Below are 26,011 nucleotides of genomic sequence, written 5' to 3'. Positions count from 1 at the left end.
CGTCAATTAGGGTGTATCGTTTGACGCATGGTTACGATGAAGGAAATCGCGAACAAGGCGGGGGTTTCCGTCTCTACGGTGTCGCTGGTGCTCAACGGACGCGACGAGGGGCGCGTAAAGTCCAAAATTGCGGACAATGTGCGCGCCATCGCCACCAAGCTCGGCTACCGGTCGAATCCGCTGGCCAGTTCGCTGCGTACAGGCAAGACGCACATCCTCGGTTTCATCAGCGAGGAGGTAGCCACCACCCCGTACGCCGGCGGTATGATTCTGGGCGCGCAGACCGCCGCAAGCCAGTTCGGCTATATGCTCATCACCGTGAGCACCGACGGCGAGAACAGCGAGAGCGAGGAAATCGCCGCACTCAAGCGATACGGCACCGACGGCTTTCTGTACGCCAAGATGTCGAATCGCATCACCCATGTGCCTTCTTCGCTGGCCCAGACGCCACTGGTGTTGGTGAATGCCACCGACTCGCTTGGCAAAGTCCCGAGCGTGGAACCGGACGAGTTCCAAATCGGCTACGACGCCACCACCAGATTGGTTAAGGCCGGATGCGCACGTATCGCCTATGTGGGTTGCTTGGAGCCGATGATTGCGCAGGACGATCGTTTGGAAGGCTATCAGGCGGCGCTCAGGGACGCAGGCCTCGACTATGACGATCATCTGGTCGTCAATGTGCTCAACAACGGGCCGGCACTGACCGCAGTCAGCGATTTGTTCGACGCCGAGCATCCGGACGGATTCTTCTGCTTCAACGATGCCCGCGCCTGGTATGTGTACGAATGCGCCGCACGCCGAGGACTCACGGTCGGCAAGGACATCTCCGTGGTCGGCGTGGACAACCATCGCGTGTTCGCCGAAACGCTGGAACCGACGCTCACCACTGTGGAACTGCCGCATTTCGAGATGGGCTACTGGGCCGTGGCCAAGCTGGTGTCGATTATCGAAGGACGCTCGATGGACGACGTCTCACGGCCAGCGACCACCGCTCCCCTGCCGCCGATTGACGCGCCGATTCCGGCGAAGATCCACTGCACGCTGATCGAAAAGACCTCGGTGAAGTAGCCGAGTCCCACACGATTTCTCAAGGCCTCCGTCCAGCACGGAGGCCTTTTTGCGTGTCGAACAGGTACGACACGCCGATTTACGTCAATCGATTGACGTAAATCGATTGACGTCGCATAATAATTACTACATAACAACTTCTACAAAGGCACGGCCGCCCGAGCAGAAGCGTTACATAACCAATAACCAACCAAGTAGTAATCAAAGGATGATTATGGCAAGTGCAACCAAGTCTGCATGGAAGAATCCTTCCTATCTGCAGAGCTCTTTCGGCATCTTCATGTTCTTCTGCTCCTGGGGCATCTGGTGGTCCTTCTTCCAGCGCTGGCTCATCTCAGGCGTTGGATTGACCAATGCTGAAGTTGGCACCATCTACTCCATCAACTCGCTGGCCACCCTGGTCATCATGTTTGTGTACGGCGTGATTCAGGATCAGCTCGGCATCAAGCGCAAGCTCGTCATCGTAGTCTCGGTAATCGCCGCCTGCGTTGGCCCATTCGTCCAATTCGTTTACGCCCCGATGATCCTCGCCGGTGGCACCACCCGCTGGATCGGCGCACTCATCGGCTCCATCGTTCTGTCTGCCGGCTTCATGTCCGGCTGCTCCCTGTTCGAGGCCGTCACCGAACGCTACTCCCGTAAATTCGGTTTCGAATATGGCCAGTCCCGTGCTTGGGGCTCCTTCGGTTACGCCATCGTGGCGCTGTGCGCCGGCTTCCTGTTCAACATCAACCCGCTGATCAACTTCTGGGTCGGCTCCGCATTCGGCCTTGGCATGCTCCTCGTGTACGCCTTCTGGGTCCCGGCCGAGCAGAAGGAAGAGCTCAAGAAGGAAACCGACCCGAACGCAGCCCCCACCAACCCGTCCCTCAAGGAAATGGTCGCCGTTCTCAAGATGCCGACCCTGTGGGTGCTCATCGTCTTCATGCTGCTGACCAACACCTTCTACACTGTGTTCGATCAGCAGATGTTCCCGACCTACTACGCCAACCTCTTCCCCACTGAAGAAATCGGCAACGCCACCTACGGCACCCTGAACGGTTTCCAGGTCTTCCTTGAGTCCGCAATGATGGGCGTGGTCCCGATCATCATGAAGAAGATCGGCGTGCGCAACGCTCTGCTGCTCGGCGCTACCGTGATGTTCCTGCGCATCGGCTTGTGCGGCGTGTTCCACGACCCGGTCACCATCTCCATCGTCAAGCTGTTCCACTCCATCGAAGTGCCGCTGTTCTGCCTGCCGGCATTCCGCTACTTCACTCTGCACTTCGACACCAAGCTCTCTGCCACGCTGTACATGGTGGGCTTCCAGATCGCTTCCCAAGTGGGTCAGGTCATCTTCTCGACCCCTCTGGGTGCCTTCCACGACAAGATGGCTCAGATTCTGCCGAACAACGACATGGGATCCCGCGTGACCTTCTGGGTCATCTCTGCCATCGTGCTGTGCGCACTGATTTACGGCTTCTTCGTCATCAAGCATGATGATCAGGAAGTCGGCGGCGACCCGTTCTACACCGACAAGCAGCTTCGCCAGATGGAAGCCGCCAAGGCCTGAAAGGACAGCCATGACTGACTTCACTCCTGAAACCCCTGTTCTCACCCCCATCCACGACCACGCTGCTGAACTGGCAAAAGCCGAAGCCGGCGTGGCTGAGATGGCCGCCAATCGCAACAACCGCTGGTACCCGAAGTATCACATCGCCTCCAACGGTGGCTGGATCAACGACCCGAACGGCCTGTGCTTCTACAAGGGCCGCTGGCACGTGTTCTACCAGCTGCACCCCTACGGCACCCAGTGGGGTCCGATGCACTGGGGCCACGTCTCCTCCACCGATATGCTCAACTGGAAGCGCGAGCCCATCATGTTCGCACCGTCTCTAGAGCAGGAGAAGGACGGCGTGTTCTCCGGTTCTGCCGTCATCGACGACAACGGAGACCTTCGCTTCTACTACACCGGCCACCGTTGGGCCAACGGCCACGACAACACCGGCGGCGACTGGCAAGTGCAGATGACCGCGCTGCCGGACAATGACGAGCTCACCTCCGCCACCAAGCAGGGCATGATCATCGACTGCCCGACCGACAAGGTCGACCACCACTACCGCGACCCGAAGGTCTGGAAGACCGGCGACATCTGGTACATGACCTTCGGTGTCTCCTCTGCGGACAAGCGCGGCCAGATGTGGCTGTTCTCCTCCAAGGACATGGTCCGCTGGGAATACGAGCGCGTGCTCTTCCAGCACCCGGATCCGGATGTGTTCATGCTCGAATGCCCCGACTTCTTCCCCATCAAAGACAAGGACGGCAACGAGAAGTGGGTCATTGGCTTCTCCGCCATGGGGTCCAAGCCCAGCGGCTTCATGAACCGCAACGTCAGCAACGCCGGCTACATGATCGGCACGTGGGAGCCGGGCGGCGAATTCAAGCCGGAAACCGAGTTCCGCCTGTGGGATTGCGGCCACAACTACTACGCCCCGCAGTCCTTCAATGTGGACGGCCGTCAGATCGTCTATGGCTGGATGAGCCCGTTCGTGCAGCCGATTCCCATGGAGGATGACGGCTGGTGTGGCCAGCTCACCCTGCCGCGCGAGATCACCCTTGGCGATGACGGCGACGTGGTCACCGCGCCGGTCGCCGAAATGGAAGGCCTGCGCGAGGATACCCTCGACCATGGTTCGGTCACACTCGACATGGATGGCGAGCAGATCATCGCCGATGACGCCGAGGCCGTGGAAATCGAAATGACCATCGACTTGGCTGCCTCCACTGCCGAGCGTGCGGGTCTGAAGATTCACGCCACTGAGGACGGTGCCTACACCTACGTGGCTTATGACGACCAGATCGGCCGCGTGGTGGTGGATCGTCAGGCCATGGCCAACGGCGATCGCGGCTACCGCGCCGCCCCACTGACCGACGCCGAACTGGCCTCCGGCAAGCTGGACCTGCGCGTGTTCGTGGATCGCGGCTCCGTGGAGGTCTACGTCAACGGTGGCCACCAAGTGCTGAGCTCCTACTCCTACGCCTCCGAAGGCCCGCGCGCCATCAAGCTCGTCGCCGAGTCCGGTAGTCTCAAGGTGGATTCCCTGAAGCTCCACCACATGAAGTCCATCGGACTGGAGTAGCTCTTTCACCTCCCTCTGACGAGGGAGGTTTTTTGTGCGCCCTGTCGTTCGCCTTCGCCTATACTGATGGACGGCATATAACACGATCCATCACACGACCGGCAGGCGCGCAGGCTCCTCACCTTACTGTTCCACGCCCCGGCCGCAAGCGCCACCAACAAACCGGACTGGCGCGGAAAGCAAGGTGACATCCCATGTCCATCGCCAAGCGCCTCAAGCGCCGCATGCCCACCGTCATCGCCGTCATCGTATTGCTGGCAGTCTGGGAAACGTGGGTGGATCTAGGACATGTCTCCCCCACGATGATCTCCGCGCCAAGCGAGATTTTCGCCGCCACCATCGAAACATGGAACACGCTCGGCCCGGCCGCGGCAATCACCGGCTATGAGGGCGTGGTCGGCTTCCTGTTTGCCGTGTTCTTCGGCATTATGATCGGCATTGCACTGTACTGCTCGCACACGTTCAACGCGGCGTTCTATCCGCTGCTTGCCGCCGCACAAACCATGCCGCTGATTTCCATCGCCCCGTTGTTCCTGATTTGGTTCGGTTTTGAGATTTCCGGCAAAATCGTAATCGTGGCGGTATTCGGCCTCTTCCCCATCGCCGTGCAGACTGTGCGCGGACTAGAAGCAGTGCCCCAGTTCTATTCCGACGTCGCATTGACCTGCGGCGCGACCCCGGTCTGGACGCTCTGGCACGTGAAGCTGCGCGTTGCCGCACGTCAGATCTATGGCGGTATCCGAGTATCTGCCGCATACATCTTCGCCACGGCATCCACCGCTGAATACCTTGGCGCACGCAAGGGCCTTGGCATCTGGCTGCAGGCTGCCTACAATTCATTCCGCACGCCGCTGATCTTCTCCGCCACCATCGTCATTATCCTGATGACATGCGTACTGATGCTGGCGGTAAACGCCAGCGAGCGCATCCTGCTCGGCCCGGCCGGCGACGACGAAGACCCCGACGCGGACCAGTAGTTCTTTTTTACCGTCAAAGGCACGAGCCGGCAGCCAGGACCGACTGAACGAGGCGGCTTCTCATGAGGTCTCCAACCCTGTCTCTATAATGGAACAGCTTTACCAGCGTGTGGCAAACCGGCTTTCCCGAGCTTTCATAGGGAATGTCGGGGGCGCTGGTCGAACGGAAATCAAGGCCCTCCATATCGTTTTCTGCCGACTTCCGTTCGAAGCAATCCCAGAGAACGATAGAGAGACAACGAATTAGGGAACCATCATTATGAAGAAAAGCCTTGTATCCAAGGCCGCTGCCCTCGTGGGCGCCCTTGCCATGACTTTCGGTTTCGCCGCATGTGGCCAGACCAACACCGCCGACTCCTCCAACTCCAACACCTCCGACCTCAAGAAGGTCACTTTCATGCTTTCCTGGGCACCCGATACCAACCACATCGGCGTGTACGTGGCCAAGAACAAGGGCTACTTCAAGGACGCCGGCCTTGACGTGGATATCGTGGCCGTGGCCCAGGCCGGTGCCGAACAGGCCGTGAACAACGGTGTGGCCGACTTCGCCCTGTCCAACCTGACCAACGTGGGCGTCTACACGCTGAAGGGCGCTCACATCAAGCAGGTGCTGCAGGTGCAGCAGAAGCCGAGCGCCATTTGGTGCGCACTGGCGTCCAACACCGCCATCAAGTCCCCTAAGGATTTGGATGGCAAGACCTTCGCCACCTTCGGCTCCAACGAGTCCGATGCCGTGGTGCGCCGCATGATCCAAACCGATGGCGGCAAGGGCGAATTCGACAAGGTGACCGTCGGCACCTCCACCTTCCAGACCATGGAATCCGGCAAGGCCGATTTCGGCGGCTTCTACGCCACGTGGGAAGGCGTGCAAGCCGACATGTACGGCCCGAAGCTCAACTGCTTCACCGAGCCTGACTATGGCGTGCCCGGCAACGCCGACACCATCGGCATCATCACCAATGACAAGACCATCAAGAACAATCCCGACCTGGTCAAGAAGTTCACTCAGGCCACTCAAAAGGGTTACGAGTACGCGTACGCCAACCCGGATGACGCCGCGCAGATTCTCGTGGACGAAGCCCCTGACGCCAACCTCAAGCCCGAATTCGTCAAGAAGAGCATGCAGGTTATCGTCGACGGCCAGTACTGGGGCGATCCGGCCAAGATCAAGGACGGCTCTTTCGTGCTCGGCACCAACGACTTCAAGGGCGCTCAGGAATACTTCGACTTCCTGGCTGAAGAAGACGCATACACCGACAGTCATGACAAGATAATTCATGAGGCCCCGCAGGCCAAGGACCTTGCCACCGACGAATTCATCGGCAAGTAATTTCCGATATTCCGAGTTTGAATCTACGCAAAAATGCGTCCTTCCCATGAGGAAAGGACGCATTTTTGCGTATCGGCCGATAAGGTTATTCATAGCGGATTACGCTAACAAGGAGACGATTCTATGGTCCAATGTCCTGACCGCATTATTGCCAGCATAGATACGGGTGTTGATGATGCGTTGGCGTTGGCGTATTTGTTGGGGTCGACGGATGAGTGCGAGTTGGGTGGCGTGATTGCCAGTTATGGCAATGTGGATGCGAACACGGCTTATGCCAATACTTGCGCGGTGCTTGATTTGTTTGGTCGGGCGGATATTCCAGTGTTTTTAGGGTCTGAGCATCCTTCTTGGGCTGATGCGTTTATTCCTGATGCAGGGTGTGCCCAGTTCCACGGGGATGATGGACTGGGGAATACTCGGCTGGCAGGGTCCGGGGCTCTGGCTGATGGAGCTTGTGTGCCTGGTGATGATATGTCTGTGGATGTGCCCGATGAGGTTGTTTCTGTTGGCGGGTATTTGGCGGGGGATGTTCATGCTCATCCGGCGTTGGGTGCTTGTTCTCGTGTGAACCGCTCTCAGTCGGTGGACCATCCCCAGTCGGCTATGCCGACAGCTCTCGCCAGCGGGGGCAAAAGGAGGTGCTCCGTTGATGCTGCGGATGGGATTGAGTATCTGATTGAGCAGGTTCGCGAGTTTGGCCGAGACGTTACCGTGCTGGCTACCGGGCCGTTGACGGATGTGGATGCGGCTATTACTCGAGCACCGGATATTGCATCGAAACTCAGGCTGGTGATGATGGGCGGTACGCTTACCCAACCCGGTAATTGTTGGGATGCGGTAGCTGAGACGAATATCATCCAAGACCCTGAGGCCGCGAATCGTGTATTTCATTCCGGCGCAGACATCACAATGGTGGGACTTGATGTGACTCACCAGTGTTTGCTACCGCAATCGGCGGCCGACCGGTGGCGTGCGACGGGGACCAAGCGCGGGCGGTTCTTGGCTGATCTCGCGGACTTTTCCATCAAGGCAAATTTGGAAGCCGACCCCGCACTGTTCTCTGGCGGCATGCCGTTGCATGATCCGTTGGCGGCGGCGGTTGCACTTGATTCTTCACTGGTCGATTGTTTTGATCTTGCGTTGCGCGCGGAGACCAATACCGGTGATTTCAATGGAGTACGAGGCCGGACCACCGGAGACCCGGTTGGGCTGGTGAATCATTCCATGCCGCATGTGCATGTGGCACTTGGTGTGGATTCGGGACGTTTTTTGGATGAGTTTGTAGAGAGGATGGCTGAGGTGTGCCGGTAACTCCCCTCAGTCCGCTACACGGGCAGCTCGACCGCAATTACGGACAAGCTGCCGCTCGCATTCTTCTGGCTCGACTCTCGTCTCGCCTTCGCCTACAAACAGTCCACCGGGCGTTTGCTTTACGGCTCAGCCCGTCAGAGGGGGCCTAACAAGGACTATTTCACACCCCCAGCAATCAAGGACCGGCTTCGCCGGACTCATCATTACCTGGTCATGTCCTATCGGCCTCGGCCAGGCGGCGTGAACGAACAGTCCACCGGACTGTTCTTTATTTCACGCCGCCAAATCGGCGATCGCGGTGGATGTAATGGTCGATGGAGCGCCATAGCACGTCACGGCCGCAGTCCGGGAAGAGTTCGGGCACGAAGTCGAGCTCGGCGTAGGCGGCCTCCCACGGCAGGAAGTTGGAGGTGCGCTGTTCGCCGGAAGTACGGATCACCAAGTCGCAATCGGGAATGTCCGGATTGTACAGATGGTCGGCAATCATCTTTTCAGTCACACGGTCGCCGGAAATCTTGCCATCGCGCACTTCGCGAGCGATGGCGGCGCAGGCGTCGGCGATTTCAGCACGGCCACCATAGTTGATGCAGAACACCACATCGATGACCTTGTTGTTCTTGGTGCGCTCCTCGGCGGCTTCAAGCTCGTCGATCACCGACTTCCACAGCTTGGGGCGACGGCCGGACCAGCGCACGCGCACACCCCACTCGTCCATCTGTTCCACACGACGGTGGATGATTTCACGCGAGAAACCCATGAGGAAGCGCACTTCCTGTGGCGAGCGCTTCCAGTTTTCAGTGGAGAACGTGTACAGGCTCAAATACCGTACACCGGCTTCGATGGCACCGGCGATAGTGTCGAACACCACCGGTTCGGCGGCCTGATGACCATTGGTGCGGACCATGCCGCGCTGCTTGGCCCAACGACCATTACCGTCCATAATCACACCGATATGGCGGGGTACCTTGTTCTTGGGGAAGTCGGGAATACGAGCGGGGTCGCTGAACGGAGCTGCGGGAATGTCCAACGACGTGTAATCAACGTTCTCAAAAGCCATACTCATGAATCTATCAAGCGCAGCGAACGAATCGGGCGTTCGAGGTAATACTCCCCCCAATCTTCAACCAACTCCTGCACAACCCGCTCCACAGGCGCGGCATCAAGCACCGACCAATCGCCACGAATCAGTGCATCGAACTGGTTTAACACGAACGGTGCGATACGGCGCGCATCGGTAGTGTGGTCGGCTTCGCACATCACACCGCCGGACGCGATGGACAGGTACGCCGGCTCCGCCTTGCCGCATACCACGCAAGTGCCCAATCGTGGCGTCCAACCGGCCAAGGCCAAGGCGCGCATCACATAGGAGTCGCCTATGGCTTGCGGGGCGTGGGATTGTTTGGCGAGCGCGTTCAACGCGCCGATGAGCAGCCGATATTGGTTCGGCAGCTGCTCATGTTCGGTGCTGGCGATTTTATCGATAGTCTCAACGATGACGTTGGCGGCCTCATACGCCGCATAATCCGCCGCGATCGGAGCACCATAAGCGGCGACCGCTTCAGCTTGGGAGACCACGTCAAGCGAGCGGCCTTCAGCGATAAGCACATCGACTCGCATGAACGGCTCGAGCCTGGCACCAAAGCGTGATTTGGTGCGACGTACGCCTTTGGCGACCGCCCGAATCTTGCCATGCCCACGCGTCAGGATGGTGATGATACGATCAGCCTCGCCCAGTTTGGAGGTGCGCAACACCACACCTTCGTCTCGGTACAGCGACATCTCATCTCCTTTCCCACGACGCCTGGCAGACTCTACTCAATGAAGTAGTCAGTAAATAAACAGACCCCAGAAGGCGAACACCAACAGTATGTACAGCATGGTGAAGGCCACCAGCCAGAACAGGATTCGGCCCAGACGGGTGGAGGCCAGTACCGGGTCAGCACCGGTGACGATGTCTCGAACGGATTCGCGACGAGGGGGTATCTGAATCAGGCCGCGGACGGAAGCGACTTCTATCAGATGCATAAAGACGCGGGACCAAGCCCATAGCACCAGCACGGACACCACTTGGATGACCGGCCAGCTCCAATACATGACACCCGGCGTCTCGGTAGGTGCGCCACCCCATGCAAGTTTGACCACGCCCATGATCACCTGCCCGAGTCCGGCGAAGAAGATGAGCAATGTGGCAAGAGTGGTGAGGGTCAAAGTCAGCAGCGCATTGCCGAAACCATGTGCGAAACCGAGTACCACAGGCCGTTCCGGTATCAGCATGCCCGCACGTTTGGCCTCGCGCTTCTCTCGCCGCCATCGGGCATCCGCCGCGATTTTGCGACCCAGCGCCACCAGTGCCAGCACGATGGATGCGAGCAGCAGCAGTACCACCGTGACGTGCAGAATCACACCATATATGGTGCCGACGCGTCTTGCCTTCAAAGCGCCCGGCAGACCGATTGATTGGTACAGATTGGTGCCGGCCACCTTTTCGCTGGTCTGCGTGAGTCCGGCGGAAGTGCCGACGGCCCAGTCGATGAGATCGTCCACATAGGCGTCCGCAAACGGGGTGCCCGCTTCGGACTCATCTCCCAAACGCAGCACATGGTTGGCGACCGGGTAGCTGCGCACGGTCACATTCCAGTTATCGGCTTTGTGGGCGTTGTAGAGAATCGCACGCACGCCGTCGACCTGCGTCGTCATCACGTCTTTCGAACCGTAAGCCACATAGGTGGGTACGGCGTAGGCGGCGGGTTTGAGTGTGGCGAGGTCGAAATTGTTCAGTCCGAACAGGCCGGTGTCCGCGCTGAACACACGTTGGACGATGGATTGATAGCCTTCGTTCGCGCCAACAAGGGTGAAGTCTTGGGTGACGAAAAATCCCAGTGATTGGCGTGGGCTGAACACCATCGGGCTCAGAAGAATCTGGAAGGCGATGTCCGGATCGTCCTCGAGCAGATACGAGGAGATCCATGTCGATTCGGAGGTGGCATAGATGCCGACCTTGGCCTCGTCTACATCGCTTTGGTCTCGCAGGTATTCGATGACCTGATCATAAGCCTTGGCTGAGGCCGGATAATCGCGGTTGATGTCGGTGGTGTTCCAGACGGGTTTGTCGAGCACTGCGGTCACAAAGCCGGCCGAAGCCATACCGGAGGCCACGTCGCCAAAGGAGTTGTCACAGGTGCCGTATCCGGCACCGTGCATGAACACCACGCCGGGGCGCTTGCCTGATGCGTTCTGAGGTTCCCGAATCAATACCTTGATGGCTTGGACGCCGTCCGCATTGGCCTTGCCCCGAGCACCGGACTCCTTGGTCAGATTGCCGTCGCCGGTCATGTTCAGCGTGATGTATCGCTCGGTGACCTCATACGTGCCTTTTGCCGGCAGCGTTTCTCCGGACGGGTTATCGAAGGTGACTTCGGTATCGTCGGTGAGCGTGGCCATCGACTGGCCGGTGGGTTCGATGTTCCAAGGCACCGTGGTCAGATTGGAAATGGAGACCAGCACGCCAATCAGGATAATGAAGATGGGCAGGCTGACCATCAGCCGGTGGGTGCTGGTCCACGGCTTGGATCGAACAGTCAGGCGATGCTCTTCTTCTTGCGGCACGTGCGCTATTGTAATCTGACCGCGATATTTATGCCGAGGGCCTATTCGGCCGAATCAGTGACCGGGGTGCTGGATTGGGACCACGACCGGGCCGGTGGAATTGACGGGGACTTGACCGTCGGCCTCCATTTGGGCGGCGATATCGTTCGCTATGGTGAGCAGCGTGTCGACGATCTGGTCTTCGGGCACGGTCTTGATGACCTTGCCCTTGATGAAGATCTGGCCCTTGCCATTGCCGGAGGCCACGCCGAGGTCGGCTTCGCGTGCCTCGCCCGGACCGTTGACGATGCAACCCATGACGGCCACTCGGATCGGCGCGGTCACGTCCTTCAGGCCTTCGGTGACGGCGGAGGCGAGCTGGATCACATCCACTTGGGCGCGGCCGCAGCTCGGGCAGGAGATGATGTCGAACTTGCGGGGGCGCAATCCCATGTATTCCAAGAGTTTGCAACCCACCTTGACCTCTTCGGCCGGCGGCGCGGAGAGAGACACGCGAATCGTGTCGCCAATGCCCTCGGCCAAGAGCGCACCGAACGCCAGGCAGGATTTGATGGTGCCTTGCCAAGCAGGGCCGGCCTCGGTGACGCCGAGGTGCAGCGGCCAATCGCCCTTGGAAGCGAGCAGTCGGTACGTTTCGACCATGGTGATGACGTCATGGTGTTTGACGGAGATCTTGAAATCGTGGAAGCCGACGTCCTCGAACATGTGCGCTTCCTTCAAGGCAGAGGCCACCAATGCTTCCGGAGTCGGGCCACCGTATTTGGCGTAGAGTTCCTTGTCCAGCGAGCCGGCGTTCACACCGATACGCAGCGAGATGCCCGCGTCGGTGGCGGCCTTGCAGATGTCCGGGCCGACTTCGTCGAACTTACGGATGTTGCCGGGGTTCACGCGCACGGCCGCGCAGCCGGCGTCGATGGCCTGGAACACGTATTTGGACTGGAAGTGGATATCGGCGATGACCGGAATCGGCGATTTGCGGCAGATTTCCGGCAGTGCGTCGGCATCGTCCTGACTCGGCACGGCCACGCGCACGATGTCGCAGCCGGCGGCGGTCAGTTCGGCGATCTGCTGCAACGTGGCAGGTACGTTGGCCGTGAGCGTGTTGGTCATCGACTGCACGGAGATGGGCGCGCCCCCGCCCACCGGCACCGGGCCCACCATGATGCGGCGGGACTTGCGGCGCGGGTGCAAGGGCGATTCGCTGGTCAGGTCGACCGGATCACCGGTTTTGCGGAACGGCTTTTCGATGGGATTTTCCGTATTCAAGGTATTCATCATTGCTTGTTTATCAGGTCGTCGGCGCGTCGGCGGGCTTCAAGCTCAAGCTGGTTCATTTCCTCCACGTCCGTGAACAGCGGGTTACCACGAAGCTCGGCGTCCATCTGGTCCAGCACGGCTTTGACCGTGTCCACGATGCCGAGGTATGGCAGACGATGCTCGAGGAAGGCATGCACGGCCTGTTCATTGGCTGCATTGAGCACCGCCGTATGCTTCTCGGAGGCGGCCAGGCAGTGGCGGGCCAGTTGCACGGCAGGGAACGCCTCATCGTCCAACGGTTCAAAGGTCCAAGTTGCGGCTTGCGTCCAGTCGCACGCGGCGGCCACATTGGTCATGCGGTCCGGCGCGGACAGGCCCAGCGCGATGGGCAGACGCATGTCTGGGGGCGAAGCTTGGCAAATCGTGGCGCCATCCACAAATTCGACCATGGAATGGACGATGGACTGCGGGTGCACGGTCACGTCGATGCGTTCAGGCGGCACGTTGAACAAGCGGGACGCCTCGATGACTTCGAGGCCCTTGTTCATCAGTGTGGAGGAGTTGATGGTGACAACCGGCCCCATGTTCCACGTCGGATGATGCAGCGCCTGCTCGGGAGTGATGTTCTCCATGTCGGCACGTTTCCAGCCGCGGAACGGTCCGCCGGAGGCGGTGACCACAAGCTTGGCGACTTCGGCGTGGGTTCCGGAGCGCAGGGATTGCCAGATGGCGGAATGCTCGGAATCGACCGGGTTGATTTGGTTCTCGCGCACTTGCGCGCTGAACAGCAGATGCCCGCCCGCGACTACAGACTCCTTGTTGGCCAATGCCAGCTGGGAACCGGCCTTGAGCGCCGCGATCGACGGTTCGAGTCCGATGGAGCCGGTGATGCCGTTCAATACGACATTCGCACCGGAGCCGGCCATGGCGATGACCGAATCCGGACCGCCGGTCACGCGGACACCTTGTGCGCCGGCCTGTGCGAGAGCTGCTTGCAGCGCTGGAACCTTGGTCTCATCAAACACCGCGACTTCGGACACATGGAACTGTGCGGCCTGTTGCGCCAGCAGCTCGATATGTGCTCCGCCCGCCGCCAGACCGGTGACGGTAAATCGTTCAGGATGACGCGAGATGACGTCAAGTCCTTGGGTGCCGATGGATCCGGTGGATCCGAGAATGATGACAGTGGAGTTGGAGGCTATGCTCACTGTTCCTTCTTCGTATCGTCATTGTTCAGTGTGGGGAACGACAGGTCGGGGATATCCGAATCGAAGTTACCACCAAGCGGGAACAGCAGCGGGAACGAATCGCTGGAATCGTGCTTATCCTGTGACGGCTGAGCTGCTTCCGTGTCATGGGAGGCGGCAACGTATTCAGATGATTCCGCAGCCGGACGGGAGATCGTGCTGTCTGCAGGCTGACTATCGGATACGCGAACCGGAATGGAGTTCGTGTTACGATCCGGCTTGCTGATGGGAGCAAAGGAGACCGGCATAGCAGCGGACGCAGCCTCGTCAGCAGTGCTATTCACAGGCTGTACTGCCGGGGCGGAGGGTGCCGGGGATGAAACCGAACCCGGTACCTCATTCAATTTCAGCGCATTCGGTGCATCAAGGCTGGGCATCTTAGGAGCGAAGGACGGTGCATCCACTGCCGGAAGTTCCTGAGAAACCGCAGCCATGTGGGCGAGAGCGGCCAAAGAGGAATCGTTCTGCACCATATCCACGGGCTGTTCCGCGAACACCGACGGGGTCGATGACGGAGCTGCGGGTTCGTGAGCTGCCTGTGCCGGAGCAAACGAGGGGACGCTGCCAGCGGTCACACCGGAAACCGGCGCGGACGGGGCACTGACGGGAGGCTCAGCCGCAGCAACTGCGGTAGGAGCCACGGAAGGCGTCTCGGAGACGGGCTTCGCCGCAGACTCGTTGGACGCATGCACCGGGTATGCTGCGGGAGCAAAGGAAACCGGCTGTTCCGCATTGGTGCTATTGGTGCTTGTGGAAGCATCGAACGATGCAGGAGCCGACGCATAGGCGATCGGTGCCGCCGCGGCCGGCGCTGCGGGAGCAACCGGAGCCGGAGCAGTGAACAAGCTCTGCTCGGCCTGATGCAGGGCATCGAATGATTCGTCATGAGCAACGGCAGCCGGAGCAAAACGTTCGTCAGTTGCCGGGCGCTGCGTTCCGGAAGCGAACAACGGTGAGACGCCGTTCGCTTGAACGGTCACGTTCGTGGCGGTCTGGGCAGGAGCCGCAGGCTCGCCGGACACGAAATCGGCCACACGGGCATAGGATTCCAAGCGACTCAGCAACTGTACGCAGGCGTTCAGGAAGTAATCGACCTGTCGCTCGTCATAGCCTTTCTTGCCCTTGCGCTGGGTGAAGATCACATTGTTGACCGTATTCGCATTGAGATCGGCCAAAGACCGTACATCGTCTTCGGTAACGCCGTCAACGCCCAATGCGGCCGCCGCCTTGTCCACAATCTGGTCGACCAGACGATCCACCTGCTTCTTATCGTACGAAGGCTGCTTGGGCGCTCCGGACTTGAAGCGTTCGCGCTCGTTACGCTCCGCATGGTTCTGGACTTCGTGATACAGCTTCTCGGTCTTCGCCTTCCACGTCACACGCCCGTGCTGTGCGATCTCCCATGTGGTCTGCTTATCGACCACGGCACGTTCCAGACGTCCAAGCGCGGCGTCAACCTGTGCGATCACATAGCCGTTCTTGCGCAAATCAAAGGACACGTTCTGAATGTCATGCTGGGTGAGATTCATGCCCTCGCTGTCATACAAAGCATGGGCGCGCTCCAGGAAAGCGTCCACCTGAGCGGGGTCATACCCCCACTTGCGCTTGCCCGCACGTGCGATGCCCGACTTGCCGTCCCCTTCACGAAGTTCCTGCGCCATCGGCTATTCGACCTCCTGCTGGATATAAACACTCTGCCACAACTTTACGTGACTATTGAGACGCATCTGACCAAGAAGACCGAAATTCACGATTTTGTAGCAGTACTGCCGGTTTCCTTCTGCACGCATCTCATTGAGATTTCAGAACCCTTGCCGAAGACTGTCAGGGAATATCGTCACAGCCTATATCCGTGGAATGAGGGGATTCCATGAAGCGATGAAAAATGAAAGTGGGCAATGAGGGACTCGAACCCCCGACATCCACCGTGTAAAGGTGGCGCTCTAACCAACTGAGCTAATTGCCCGCAAATGACAACAATAGCGTATGGCCAGCACTGCGCGACACGTGGTGTCGCATACGCGTGCCGTAGCGCTCAATCGCAATGACATTCAGTCACGCCCAGCAGCACTACGCAGCACACGACGCCGGTCAACACGCTTAAAGTCAAGCGTATTGATTGAGGCTTATCAGCGGCCCTTGCCGAATGCGCGCAGGCGGATGCCGTTCCAGTCCGAGCTGACGGTCAGCGGGGTGGCGGCGTTCATACCGGCGGTCTGTGCAGCGGACTGCACGGTGGACGAGCTGGCGGCACCCGGGCGGCCGGGCTTGGGAGTCAGTATCCACAGCGGGCCGTCATTGCCCAGTACCGCGTAGGCGTCAACGATCGTATCGGACAATTCGTCCTCATCATCGCCGTCGCGCCACCATACGATGACGCCGTCCACAGCGGAGTCGTAGTCCTCGTCCACGAGATCCTCGCCCGTGAGCTCTTCAATCTGGGCACGAATGGAATCGTCCACGTCGTCGTCCCAGAGCCACTCCTGGACGATATCGCCGGGCTCGAAACCAAATTCTTCAGCGTTCTGTGATGCCGTTTGATTCACAGGGGACACATTAGCAAGTCTTCGCGAACAAATGCGTTAACGCGGCCGAAAATCGCCGCATTGTGGGCAGACCCATGCGAGTCGTCTCACCAGAAACAACGACTGGCCGCGCGTGTCATGCCTCGCAATGAGGCAAATCGTCGGCCTGCCCCTTGCCGATGGCCACCAACGCCTGATACGCCTCGTCCAGCGTGGCGACCTTGACGTCGCGCAGACCATCCGGCACGCGGCCTGCCACATCCAAACAATTCGACGCGGGGGCCAGGAACCATGTGGCGCCATCGCGCTTGGCGCCAAGCATCTTCAGCTCTATGCCGCCGATTCTGCCGACTTTGCCGTCCTTGTCTATGGTGCCGGTGCCGGCGATGGTCTTGCCGCCGCTCTCGTTGGCGGGGGTGAGTTTGTCGATGAGACCGAGCGTGTACATCATGCCTGCGGACGGCCCGCCGATGCTGTCCACGTGCATCGTCACCTTGGCGTGTTGCAATGCACTGGCGTCAATGCCCAGTTCGTCCGCATGGGCTTTGGCATACGCCAGACCGACGGCACTGGCCGAATCCTGGGAACCGGCCATGTCTTGTTCGACTTTCTTCTGATACTGGTCCGCACTCTGGCCCACCGGTACCGTGGCCTCACGCGGCATGACCTCCACCTGCGGATTGGACCAACCCCAGACGGCCTGCGCGTTGATGATCGGGTACCCGGGCACGCCGGACGCGTTCACCGTGGTCAGCAGCAGCTTGCCGGAATCCTTATACGTCGTCACGCCGGTACCAGTGATGTCGATAACCGCACCATCCTCAACTTTGCCCAGCACATCCTGGGTGGGTCCGGGCATCTCGATGACGTACGGGCTGGGCAGCAGCAGAATCACCACACCAAGCAACACGGCGAATGCACCGACGAAATGGCGTTTCGAACGAGCGGCCGCATAGGCCCGAGCACGGCTGATTCCACGAGATAGGCGCGAATCATGCTTCACTTCGAACGATGGCATGTGCTCATCTCCCGCTTCCGAATCCGCAGTCGGGCTCTCCTGCTCCTGGACGAGGTCTGGTTCCTGATTCCTGTGGCGTGCAAACATACCCTACAGTGTAAGCGGAGGGCCGAAATCGGCCGAAAACGAACATAAACCGAAAATAATGCTCGGCCACAAGCGAACAGGCCCGGGCAGACCCTACACTTGGGGTAACACACCGCGGCAAAGAAGGATACGCATGGACGACAACGCGATTCACGAGTGGCTGATCAAATGCTTCGGCCCCATTCAGGGTGAGATGGCCTGGCAGCAGATCAGCCAGTTGCCTGAGGAGATCCGTGAACAGCTGATGAGTCAGGACCCCAGCCGACTGCCCAATCCATCTGAAGTCCAGCAGATGATGGCCGCGTTCAGCGCCGGCGGACTCAACACGATGGGTGATATGCAGCGCACTGTCGAGGAAGGGCCGATCAACGTCAAGCTCGCCAAGTCGATTGCCTTGCAGCAGGCCAACGCCTCCGGTTCTGCATCCAGCGTGTCCGCCGTGGATGGCGAGGCGGCTCGCCGCGCGATGAGTGAGGCGAACCTGTGGCTGGATACCGCCTGCGAGTTCAATCCCGCACCCGGCGATCCGGATGTGCTGACCCGCGCCGGCTGGGTGGAGGGCACCATCGACCAGTGGGCGAAGTTCGCAGCTCCTGTGGCCGAGTCGATGAACGACGCTTTGGCTTCGGTGATTTCGGAGCGTCTTGGCGGCGCGTTCGGCGATGGCGAGATTGCCGGCATGTTCGCCGGACCGGTGCCGATTCCGATTCCCGACGGTATGAAAGACCCAGCCCAACTGATGAAGCTGCTGGGCAACACGTCCTTTGCCATGCAGTTGGGGCATGCGGCCGGCAATCTGAGCCATGAAGTGCATGGCAGCTTCGATCAGGGCATCGCGTTGCTGAAGAACCCGGCTGGTGGACTGATTGCCCAGAACGCCACCGAATACGCGAAGATGCTGAACGGTGAGGCTTCTGCGGCCGAGGCCGACACGGCCGGCACTTCAACCGACTCGGTCAATCCGTTCTCCACATCCACCGACGCTTCTGCCAATCCCATTGGCTTCACTTCGGCCGGCAACAGCGATACTCCGGCAACTGACGGTACCGCCCAAGTCTCCGGCTCTGATGCTTCCGCCGATGCCGCCGACGCCGCCGCGTTCGAGGCTGCGCTCTCCGGATTCGAGACCACCGAGAAAATCCCCGAATCTGAAGTGCTTTCCTTCCTGGCCCTGCAGGAAATGGCTCACGCCCGCCTGTATGCCTCGGTACCGTGGCTGATGCCGCGTTTCGAGGCGCTCATCGGCAAGTACGCACGCGGCATCTCCATTGATCTGGATGCGATGGAGGAACAGCTGCGTGACGCCACGTCAATGGATCCGGAGTCGATTTCCGGCGCGGTGAATCTCACCAAGGTCGGCATCCCCGACACTCCCGAACAGCGCGAGGCGCTGGCTTCGCTGGAATCGCTGCTGGCTATGGTCGAGGGCTGGGTGGATTGCGTGGTGTGGCGCGCCGGTATGGCCCATCTGCCTCATATCGAACAGTTGCGTGAGATGATGCGCCGCGAGCGCGCGATGGGTGGCCCCGCCGAGCGTACGTTCGAAAGTCTGCTCGGTTTGCAGCTGCGTCCCAAGCGCATGCGCGAGGCCACCGGGCTATGGGAGATGATCACCGCCGCCGAAGGCCCTGAAGGCCGTGACGCCAAGTGGTCGCATCCCGATCTGCTGCCTTCGCTGCCTGGCGACAAGCCCGCAGATGGCGCGTCTCCGTCATCCGACGCCCCTTCAGGTTCTTCTTCCGATGCCAACGGTTCCGCTTCTCACCCTGCCGCAGATGGCAAGACCGGCGATATCGATTGGGATGCCGAACTGTCCAAGCTGCTCGGCGAAGATGGCGAAGACGGTGAAAACGGCAACTCGGAGGATACGCAGGCATAGTCAACCGGCCTTCAGCCAATTCCCGCTCCTGAACGACGTTCAGGAGCATTCAGTATGCATTACAGACGCCCGTCACAAAAATCGTGATGGGCGTCTGCGCTGCACTCCATAACCATCCTTGGTCCGTGCATACGACAAATGCAGCGAATCCTCAGCTCGGGTGATGCCCACATACATAAGCCGGCGTTCCTCTTCCAGCGCATCCCCCGTTTCCGGCGAACCATACGGCAAGAGCCCTTCCGAACAGCCGATCAGAAACACGTGCTTGAATTCCAGACCCTTGGATGCGTGGATCGTGGAAATCGTAACCCCGAGATCGTCGTTTGCGGCAAGTCCGGTGGCGTCCAAACCCATCGCCTCCAATAGTGCGCGTTTGGACGCGGCATCGTCGGCGAGCGCGGATGATTGCCATCCCGAATCCTTGCGGACGCGATATTTCAGTCTCGCAGCGCGCAAGGCGGCACCGAATACCGGCTGTTGGGCGTTGATGCGGGTGAGGATCGCGCAATCGGACGGCTTGGCCCCGTTGGCAACCAACCGGGCTATGCGTGCCGCCACGCCCTGTGCCTCTTCCATATCGCTCTCATAAGCGGTTCGGGTAACGCGCGGGCCGGATTCACGGGCGGAAACCAGTTTCAGGTAATCCTCACGGTTCGGCGCGGCCGCAAGCACCCGGTTGGCGAGGTTCACGACTTCCGGCGTCGAACGATAGTCGGTGTTGAGATTGACATCGGCGGCGAGCGGCCCGAATTCATCGGCGAAACGCAGCAGATCCCAGCTGGAGGCACCGGCAAACGAGTAGATGGTCTGGGCCGGATCGCCCACGACGCATACGTTGCGGTTCATTGCGCTCTTGCCGTCAGGTCCTCCCCCGCCCAGCCACAGGGTCAGCAGCCTGTGTTGCAGGGGCGAGACGTCCTGATACTCGTCGACGGTGAGCCAGCCGATGGTGGAACGAATTTGGGCGGCGGCTTCGGGAAAACCATCCATGATATGGCATACGAGCAGCAGAATATCGTCAAAATCGATTTCGCCACGCGAGGTCTTTTCCTGCTCGTAGGCGCTGTAGACGTCGGCGAACCGAGCGGTGTCGAGTCCGGCGGGCGGCTGCCTATGGGCGATGGCACATGCCCGGGCATAATCTTCCACCGCCACCAACGAGATTTTGGCCCAATTGATTTCGGCGAGCACATCGCGAACGGTCAGCGGATCGGCATCGGTACGTGCGGTGGCGCGGATGATCGCGCGGGAGACGACGTCACGCTGATCTTCGATCACATGCGGAAATGGAGCCTCGCATATGTCTGCCCAGACGCTGTTGAGCTGATGCAATGCCGCTGAGTGGAAGGTCGCGGCCGTGACTCCGGCAGTTCCCGCACCCAAACCGGAACGTCCAGTACCTCCCCCTACGCCGAGCTGGCCCAATCGTGCGCGCATTTCCGCCGCCGCTTTTACCGAAAAGGTGACGGCAAGCACCCGCTCCGGCTTCCATGCCCCGGTGGCGCAGGCATAGGCGATTCGCCGCGTGACCGTGCGTGTTTTACCGGCACCTGCGCCGGCGATAATGCGCACCGGCCCTTGCAACGTAGTCGCGGCGGTACGCTGCCGCTCATCGAGCCCCTCAAGAATCCCCTGCGCCTGTTCCATGCGTCCATTGTGGCACGATTCGCGCTCACGGCACGACTCATGCCTATGGCTGAATCGGACTCACGACAAAACATCGCCAGAATCATGCGTTTTGCGTGTCATTCTGCGGTGCGAATCGCCACGGATGTATTAGTGTGGAAGGGTGATGAAACGTAGCGATTATATGTTGGCGGCACTCGCCTCAGCCGTCCTGCCGAATCTGGGGGTGGCCGGCGTACGCGAGAACGTGCAGGCCAGCGCAACCGACGAGGCCAAAGGCATCGATCAGACCGTGATCCAAGATGCCTCAGGCAAGTTGTACGACGTATACGCCACTAATACCAAGGAAGGGCGTACGCGTCTGATTCGCCGTGTGAAAGCGGCGCAGACACTGGCAGCCGCGCGCGAGCCTGGTGGCCTCGGCTTCGATATGGACCGTGTGGTCGCGTTCGCCCCGGGAGACGTTTCCCGACCCGGCCAGACGGCCACCGCACAGGCCGTGGGGCAGCAGACCCAGGCGGAGTCCACACCGCTGACCCCGCGCAAGCCCGGTCCCACAGGCGAGACGACCGTGATGATTGCCGTCCACCGTGATGGCCAGGCGCGGCCTCTCGACCTGTTGACATTGGATGACTGCGCGGCCGTCGGCACCGCCATCGGAGCCATTCATCGCCTGCCTTCGACTTTTCTGGCCAATGCCAAATATCCGGTAGTTACCACCGGTCAGATTCGTTCGCAGCTGACCGCCTGGATTCGCCGCTTACGCTCCGCCGGCCATGTTCCCCAAGAAATCACCGACAGCTGGGCGCGCATCATGGACACCGAGGGATTGTGGTCGTTCTCCACCTGCACGGTTCACGGCGGATTTTCCGACGGCGACTTCCTGTTCTCCGGTTCCACCATCACCACGGTGACCAACTGGCAGGATATGCAGGTCAACGATCCGGCACGAGACCTTGCCTGGATTTTCGGCAAGCTCGACGAATCCCATCGCAACGCCGTGCTTTCCGCATACGGCCGCATGATGGGCTCTCGACTTGACGATCTCATCATGCTCAGGGCCAACCTGTGGCTGCAGATGGAACAGGTGGGCGAATTCATTCAGGCGTTGAACCGTGCGGACAACGATCACATCATGCAGTTCAAGGCACAGGTCGAACGACTCGCACACCAGTTGGGCGTGATCAAGCACACTCCGGCACCGGCCCCAGCCGCAGGGTCGGCCGCCGCCTCGTCAACGAAGCCCGGTTTGCCTTCCACAATCACCGTCGGCACATTGTTGCAGGACGACCGTCATCAGGCACCCGCACAACCGCAGCAGTCCGACACCGGTACCGCGGCGGCCGAGGTCTCGGACGACACGCCCGATCCCGATCGCACCGGTTCCGCTGACATCGTGGCCGCTGGCGACGTGGATCTTACCCCGGAAGTCGAACCCGATGCTGACCGGACCGCCAATCACCCGCAAGCGAATGTCTCCGGCATCGCAACCGGTACGGGATCGACCAAACCGCAGCCCTCACATGGCGCTTCCCATTCTTCGGTGACGATCACGCTGAAGGAGCTCCTCAGTATGAACGGGCATAGCGGCACGACGTCAACCGACGCTTCCCCTGCGTCTCAATCCGCCGCCCCGACCGACGATGCGGTGAATGACGATACTCCGGACAGTCTCGTTCAGTACGGAGCCTCGAGTGCCCAAACCACGGTGATTCCGCTGTTGGAGCGGGAAGAACGCGCTCTGCGCGATGCCCGTGCCGGGTTGGACGGGTATGACAGCGAGGGCAATCCGCTGGCCGAATCGTCCACATCATCCAAATAATGTCGTGTACGGTGTTCCGCGCCACGCCGAGCGCGTAACACCGCACATGACGACGCAGACACGCGGCACAATAGAGTACAGAACCTCGGCCGGCGACGGCCACTTACCATGATGTTCGTCACAAAGACGGCAGAACAAGGAGCCTTATATGGATATCGAACTGGGCATTCAGAACGTGGCACGACCGGTGAACTTCAGCACCGACGAATCAGCCGACAATGTGAGCCAGGCCATCGCGCAGGCCGTGGCCGACAACACGACGATCGATCTGACCGATGACAAGGGCCGTCGCATCATCGTGCCCGCCAAGGCACTCGGTTACGCGATCATCGGCTCCGAAACCAAGCACGCCGTCGGCTTCGGCACGCTGTGACCATGAATCGCGCATAAGCGGCCTTGGGCATTATCTCAAGGCCGCTTTTGTATTGCTGAATCACCGATATAGCGGAAGCACGCCGCGATGAACGATCTCTTCGACAGTGGCCTCGTCGGTGAGGTTCTCCCCCAGTTTGTTCGGTTTGCCTTTGCCATGCCAGTCAGACCCACCGGTGACCAGCAGCTGGTGCCGGCGGCAGATGGTGAGCAGCCGTTCTCGTTGCTCCGGTGAATTGCCACGGTGCCATACCTCCAGCCCGTCCAGTCCTTCGCTGATCAATGCCTCGATCTGGTCATCGGACAACAGTCTGCGGTTACGGCTCACATCACCGGCATGGGCGATCAGAATCACACCGCCTGCTCCCTTGACGGCGGCCACCACTTCATGAGAGGTCGGCGAAGGCGTGGGAATATAGTATTTGGATGAGGCGCTGACCGCATCCGCAAACGCTTCCGAACGAGTCCGATATACGCCGGCACTCACCAAAGCATCAGCGATGTGAGGCCGGCCAATGGTGGTTTTGCCACCCTCCTTGACTTGGGCGAGCACGGATTGCCAGGTAATCGGATAATCACGAGACAACAATTCGACCATGCGCTGCGTGCGTTGCAACCGTGCGGCTCGAGTATTGGCGAACAAGTCCGTGATGTGCTGATTCGTGGGATCATACTGGTAGCCGAGCATGTGCACGGAGACGTTCTCATCCGTGGCGGTGATCTCGGTGCCGCGGAGCAACGGCAAACCGACCCTATGAGCCGCGGCTTCGGCCTCCGGCCAGCCGGCGGTGGTGTCATGATCGGAAATGGCCACGCCCTTGAGTCCCAATGCCTTGGATTGTTCGGCCAACGTGGCCGGCGTTTCCGTGCCATCCGAGAAGGCGGTATGGCAGTGGATGTCCCACCCGACGGCGGGCGGTTCCAAAGGCATCACATATCCAGTCATACCTTCCATCGTAACCTCATTTCAGCATTCCCACGCAAGGCGCAGACAGGTCGTCACCTTCTGCCAACGGCCGAAACCAGACATTCGGCACCCAGCTGACAACCGCAGAGGCTAATCTGGAGCGCAGCGCTATCGAAAGGGACATGATGACTCGTAACACCGCAACCGACACATCATCCAGCACCACGAACACCACGCCGCTTGGCTTGGCGGAGGCACGACCGTTGATTGGATGGCGCCACAGTGCCACTTGGACATATCTCATCATGCTGATTGCCTCGGCAGTGGCGTTGGGGGCCTCGCTCATTCTGTCCGCTGAGACTTTGCAATTGGCTCGGCATCCGGAGTCCGCGCTCGGCTGCGATCTGAACTCGGCGGTGTCCTGTTCGGCGGTGGCCCAGTCCTGGCAGGCGGAAATCGTGAAATTCGGCGGGCTGAGCTATCCGAACGCGTTCTTCGGCATCGCCGCCGAATCGGTGTTCGTTACCATCGCGGTGATCGGTCTGGCGCGTGTGAAGGTGCCGCGTTGGTTCGCGACCTGCACGTGGCTGGGCGGACTGGCCGCTTTGGCTTACTCGTACTGGCTGAGCACGCAGTCGCTGTTCGTGATTCACGCGCTGTGCCCGTGGTGCCTGACCCTGATGTTCTCCACCACCATCCAGTTCATGGCGTTGAGCCATGCGACCGTGGCCGTGCAGGGATTGCCGTCACGTAAAGCTGTGGCGGCTGATGATAGCGACGGTGAGGCTGAGGTCGCAATGGTGCCGGCCGGACTCAATAAGTATTACCGCCTCAACATCGACCTCATGGTCGATATACTGTGGATCGTGGCGATCGTGGTACTCATCATCGTCACCGAAGGCGCGGCCCTGTTCGCTGCCTGATTCCTTTACAACAAATCGATATCGGCGACCAGCGTGGCTGCTCCGGTCAGCTTTACGTCGCTGTCGGTGACGTCCACGCGCAGGGTACCGCCACGTACGGTGATGTCCCAGTGGCTGATGCCGGTCTTGGCCCGCAGCACAATGCCTGTGGCGCACAGGCCGGTGCCGCAGGACAGGGTTTCGCCGCAGCCACGTTCGTTGACGCGCATCGTGGCTTCACCCACGCCGGTGTTCTGGTCGATGTCGTCGACCCGCACGAATTCCACGTTCTGGTCGGATTCGATGACCGGAGCCACCACTGGTTTGGTGACCAAATCCAGTGATTCAACCACTGGCAGGGACGCGAAGGCATCCTCGATCACCGCGACCACATGCGGGTTGCCCATATCCACGAACGTACCGCGCGCCGAGCCCTCAGTGCCGGGGATGGTGACCTCGTAGGCGTCGGTTTCGCCGATCTTCCACTCCCCCATTTCGACCTGGAACACGTTGGCTCCGTACGGCCTCATATTGCCGCGTGGCGTCAGAATCTTGACGCCGGCACGGGTGCCGAGGCGGAACGGCTCGGTGGAGTCGGCCACACCCTCACGCTGAGCGAACAAGGTGATGGCGCGTGTACCGTTGCCGCACATCTCCGCCAACGATCCATCCGCATTGCGATAGTCCATGAACCATTTCGTGCCCCCGGCCAGTACGTCCGAAAGCTGATCATCGCTTAAATCAGACACGAAATCAGGCCGTGTCAGGCGAATCAGGCCGTCACCGCCAATGCCGAAGTGACGGTCGCACAGGAATCGGACCTCATCGGCGGTAGGCTCGAATTTGCCGGACTTGTCGAGGTATACCACGAAATCATTGCCGGTTGCGTGTGTCTTGGTTACTCGTTGCGGAAGACTCATGGCTTTCAGAGTACTCTAGGGAGCGAAACAACACCGCA

At 60.0% G+C, this 26,011-nt stretch carries 21 protein-coding genes and 1 tRNA gene; 10 read left to right on the top strand and 12 right to left on the bottom strand.

The annotated features are described in order from the left end of the window. Positions 1 to 27: 27 nt before the first annotated feature. The 6 genes from AB5287_RS01925 (at position 28) to AB5287_RS01900 (ending at position 7,805) form a co-directional block, all read left to right on the top strand. Positions 28 to 1,068, top strand: a complete 1,041-nt coding sequence (locus AB5287_RS01925) for a LacI family DNA-binding transcriptional regulator (protein WP_007053304.1) — start codon at positions 28 to 30, stop codon at positions 1,066 to 1,068. A 214-nt stretch (positions 1,069 to 1,282) separates the two neighbouring features. Further along, complete coding sequence (locus AB5287_RS01920; protein WP_007053303.1) at positions 1,283 to 2,620, top strand: MFS transporter; 1,338 nt, start codon at positions 1,283 to 1,285, stop codon at positions 2,618 to 2,620. Positions 2,621 to 2,630: 10 nt separating this feature from the next. Beyond that, a complete protein-coding gene (locus tag AB5287_RS01915; protein WP_368220471.1) occupies positions 2,631 to 4,187 on the top strand; it encodes a glycoside hydrolase family 32 protein in 1,557 nt (518 codons plus the stop codon). A gap of 194 nt (positions 4,188 to 4,381) precedes the next feature. After that, positions 4,382 to 5,164 carry an ABC transporter permease gene (locus AB5287_RS01910; protein ID WP_007056912.1) on the top strand — a complete coding sequence of 261 codons (783 nt, stop codon included), beginning with the start codon at positions 4,382 to 4,384 and terminating at the stop codon, positions 5,162 to 5,164. Positions 5,165 to 5,423: 259 nt separating this feature from the next. Further along, positions 5,424 to 6,494: an ABC transporter substrate-binding protein gene (locus AB5287_RS01905; protein ID WP_007053300.1), complete on the top strand. Its 1,071-nt coding sequence runs from the start codon at positions 5,424 to 5,426 to the stop codon at positions 6,492 to 6,494. A 123-nt stretch (positions 6,495 to 6,617) separates the two neighbouring features. After that, positions 6,618 to 7,805 (top strand): nucleoside hydrolase, encoded by a 1,188-nt coding sequence (locus AB5287_RS01900; RefSeq protein WP_007053299.1) that lies wholly within the window; start codon positions 6,618 to 6,620, stop codon positions 7,803 to 7,805. A 268-nt stretch (positions 7,806 to 8,073) separates the two neighbouring features. On the opposite strand, the gene AB5287_RS01895 is transcribed toward AB5287_RS01900, so the two are convergent. From AB5287_RS01895 to AB5287_RS01855, 9 genes are all read right to left on the bottom strand, one after another. Beyond that, positions 8,074 to 8,862: an isoprenyl transferase gene (locus tag AB5287_RS01895; protein ID WP_007055433.1), complete on the bottom strand. Its 789-nt coding sequence runs from the start codon at positions 8,860 to 8,862 to the stop codon at positions 8,074 to 8,076. Positions 8,863 to 8,864: 2 nt separating this feature from the next. After that, positions 8,865 to 9,584, bottom strand: a complete 720-nt coding sequence (gene recO, locus AB5287_RS01890; RefSeq protein ID WP_007055411.1) for a DNA repair protein RecO — start codon at positions 9,582 to 9,584, stop codon at positions 8,865 to 8,867. 48 nt (positions 9,585 to 9,632) lie between these two features. After that, positions 9,633 to 11,411 (bottom strand): alpha/beta hydrolase family protein, encoded by a 1,779-nt coding sequence (locus tag AB5287_RS01885; protein WP_368220468.1) that lies wholly within the window; start codon positions 11,409 to 11,411, stop codon positions 9,633 to 9,635. Between the two features lie 54 nt (positions 11,412 to 11,465). Further along, on the bottom strand, positions 11,466 to 12,689 hold the full coding sequence (ispG, locus tag AB5287_RS01880; RefSeq protein ID WP_007054049.1) for a flavodoxin-dependent (E)-4-hydroxy-3-methylbut-2-enyl-diphosphate synthase: 1,224 nt from the start codon (positions 12,687 to 12,689) through the stop codon (positions 11,466 to 11,468). Next, on the bottom strand, positions 12,686 to 13,876 hold the full coding sequence (dxr, locus tag AB5287_RS01875) for a 1-deoxy-D-xylulose-5-phosphate reductoisomerase (protein WP_007053294.1): 1,191 nt from the start codon (positions 13,874 to 13,876) through the stop codon (positions 12,686 to 12,688). The genes ispG and dxr overlap by 4 nt, the downstream gene beginning before the upstream one ends. Further along, positions 13,873 to 15,576, bottom strand: a complete 1,704-nt coding sequence (locus AB5287_RS01870; RefSeq protein ID WP_206822203.1) for a DivIVA domain-containing protein — start codon at positions 15,574 to 15,576, stop codon at positions 13,873 to 13,875. Before AB5287_RS01870 ends, dxr begins: the two co-directional genes overlap by 4 nt. Before the next feature lie 231 nt (positions 15,577 to 15,807). Beyond that, a tRNA-Val gene (locus AB5287_RS01865) sits at positions 15,808 to 15,881 on the bottom strand. A gap of 163 nt (positions 15,882 to 16,044) precedes the next feature. Further along, positions 16,045 to 16,461: a DUF3052 domain-containing protein gene (locus tag AB5287_RS01860; RefSeq protein WP_007053292.1), complete on the bottom strand. Its 417-nt coding sequence runs from the start codon at positions 16,459 to 16,461 to the stop codon at positions 16,045 to 16,047. 115 nt (positions 16,462 to 16,576) lie between these two features. After that, positions 16,577 to 17,458, bottom strand: coding sequence for a S16 family serine protease (locus AB5287_RS01855; protein ID WP_368220513.1), 882 nt, complete (start codon positions 17,456 to 17,458; stop codon positions 16,577 to 16,579). A gap of 220 nt (positions 17,459 to 17,678) precedes the next feature. Here AB5287_RS01855 and AB5287_RS01850 point away from each other — a divergent pair, with 220 nt between their 5' ends. Continuing rightward, complete coding sequence (locus AB5287_RS01850) at positions 17,679 to 19,424, top strand: zinc-dependent metalloprotease (protein ID WP_007055437.1); 1,746 nt, start codon at positions 17,679 to 17,681, stop codon at positions 19,422 to 19,424. A gap of 72 nt (positions 19,425 to 19,496) precedes the next feature. Here AB5287_RS01850 and AB5287_RS01845 read toward each other — a convergent pair whose 3' ends face one another. After that, positions 19,497 to 21,071, bottom strand: a complete 1,575-nt coding sequence (locus tag AB5287_RS01845) for an ATP-dependent helicase (RefSeq protein ID WP_008782659.1) — start codon at positions 21,069 to 21,071, stop codon at positions 19,497 to 19,499. A gap of 145 nt (positions 21,072 to 21,216) precedes the next feature. On the opposite strand from AB5287_RS01845, the gene AB5287_RS01840 reads away from it, so the two are divergent. Further along, entirely contained in the window at positions 21,217 to 22,872 is a 1,656-nt protein-coding gene (locus AB5287_RS01840) for a phosphotransferase (RefSeq protein WP_065438576.1), read from the top strand. 148 nt (positions 22,873 to 23,020) lie between these two features. Beyond that, positions 23,021 to 23,245, top strand: coding sequence for a DUF3107 domain-containing protein (locus AB5287_RS01835; RefSeq protein WP_007055412.1), 225 nt, complete (start codon positions 23,021 to 23,023; stop codon positions 23,243 to 23,245). A gap of 60 nt (positions 23,246 to 23,305) precedes the next feature. Here the strand turns inward: AB5287_RS01835 and AB5287_RS01830 are convergent, their stop codons facing one another. Next, positions 23,306 to 24,199, bottom strand: coding sequence for a PHP domain-containing protein (locus AB5287_RS01830; protein WP_007053286.1), 894 nt, complete (start codon positions 24,197 to 24,199; stop codon positions 23,306 to 23,308). Positions 24,200 to 24,336: 137 nt separating this feature from the next. Here AB5287_RS01830 and AB5287_RS01825 point away from each other — a divergent pair, with 137 nt between their 5' ends. Beyond that, positions 24,337 to 25,074, top strand: coding sequence for a vitamin K epoxide reductase family protein (locus AB5287_RS01825; RefSeq protein ID WP_021975457.1), 738 nt, complete (start codon positions 24,337 to 24,339; stop codon positions 25,072 to 25,074). 5 nt (positions 25,075 to 25,079) lie between these two features. Here the strand turns inward: AB5287_RS01825 and dapF are convergent, their stop codons facing one another. Further along, positions 25,080 to 25,973, bottom strand: a complete 894-nt coding sequence (dapF, locus tag AB5287_RS01820; RefSeq protein WP_007053284.1) for a diaminopimelate epimerase — start codon at positions 25,971 to 25,973, stop codon at positions 25,080 to 25,082. Positions 25,974 to 26,011 lie beyond the last annotated feature (38 nt).

The organism is Bifidobacterium sp. RTP21102st3_E2_RTP21102_210122 (assembly GCF_040916945.1).
Lineage (GTDB): Bacteria > Actinomycetota > Actinomycetes > Actinomycetales > Bifidobacteriaceae > Bifidobacterium > Bifidobacterium longum.
This window is presented reverse-complemented; position numbering and strand designations above follow the sequence as displayed.

Bases quoted from the DNA above. Each gene is read 5' to 3' on its own strand.
- AB5287_RS01895 (WP_007055433.1), bottom strand. From the start codon at position 8,862: ATGGCTTTTGAGAACGTTGATTACACGTCGTTGGACATTCCCGCAGCT.
- AB5287_RS01855 (WP_368220513.1), bottom strand. From the start codon at position 17,458: ATGCCATCGTTCGAAGTGAAGCATGATTCGCGCCTATCTCGTGGAATC.
- AB5287_RS01830 (WP_007053286.1), bottom strand. From the start codon at position 24,199: ATGGAAGGTATGACTGGATATGTGATGCCTTTGGAACCGCCCGCCGTC.
- AB5287_RS01835 (WP_007055412.1), top strand. From the start codon at position 23,021: ATGGATATCGAACTGGGCATTCAGAACGTGGCACGACCGGTGAACTTC.
- ispG (WP_007054049.1), bottom strand. From the start codon at position 12,689: ATGATGAATACCTTGAATACGGAAAATCCCATCGAAAAGCCGTTCCGC.
- AB5287_RS01920 (WP_007053303.1), top strand. From the start codon at position 1,283: ATGGCAAGTGCAACCAAGTCTGCATGGAAGAATCCTTCCTATCTGCAG.
- recO (WP_007055411.1), bottom strand. From the start codon at position 9,584: ATGTCGCTGTACCGAGACGAAGGTGTGGTGTTGCGCACCTCCAAACTG.
- AB5287_RS01850 (WP_007055437.1), top strand. From the start codon at position 17,679: ATGGACGACAACGCGATTCACGAGTGGCTGATCAAATGCTTCGGCCCC.
- dapF (WP_007053284.1), bottom strand. From the start codon at position 25,973: ATGAGTCTTCCGCAACGAGTAACCAAGACACACGCAACCGGCAATGAT.
- AB5287_RS01870 (WP_206822203.1), bottom strand. From the start codon at position 15,576: ATGGCGCAGGAACTTCGTGAAGGGGACGGCAAGTCGGGCATCGCACGT.
- AB5287_RS01845 (WP_008782659.1), bottom strand. From the start codon at position 21,071: ATGGAACAGGCGCAGGGGATTCTTGAGGGGCTCGATGAGCGGCAGCGT.
- AB5287_RS01900 (WP_007053299.1), top strand. From the start codon at position 6,618: ATGGTCCAATGTCCTGACCGCATTATTGCCAGCATAGATACGGGTGTT.
- AB5287_RS01925 (WP_007053304.1), top strand. From the start codon at position 28: ATGGTTACGATGAAGGAAATCGCGAACAAGGCGGGGGTTTCCGTCTCT.
- AB5287_RS01910 (WP_007056912.1), top strand. From the start codon at position 4,382: ATGTCCATCGCCAAGCGCCTCAAGCGCCGCATGCCCACCGTCATCGCC.
- AB5287_RS01915 (WP_368220471.1), top strand. From the start codon at position 2,631: ATGACTGACTTCACTCCTGAAACCCCTGTTCTCACCCCCATCCACGAC.
- AB5287_RS01840 (WP_065438576.1), top strand. From the start codon at position 21,217: ATGAAACGTAGCGATTATATGTTGGCGGCACTCGCCTCAGCCGTCCTG.
- AB5287_RS01905 (WP_007053300.1), top strand. From the start codon at position 5,424: ATGAAGAAAAGCCTTGTATCCAAGGCCGCTGCCCTCGTGGGCGCCCTT.
- AB5287_RS01825 (WP_021975457.1), top strand. From the start codon at position 24,337: ATGACTCGTAACACCGCAACCGACACATCATCCAGCACCACGAACACC.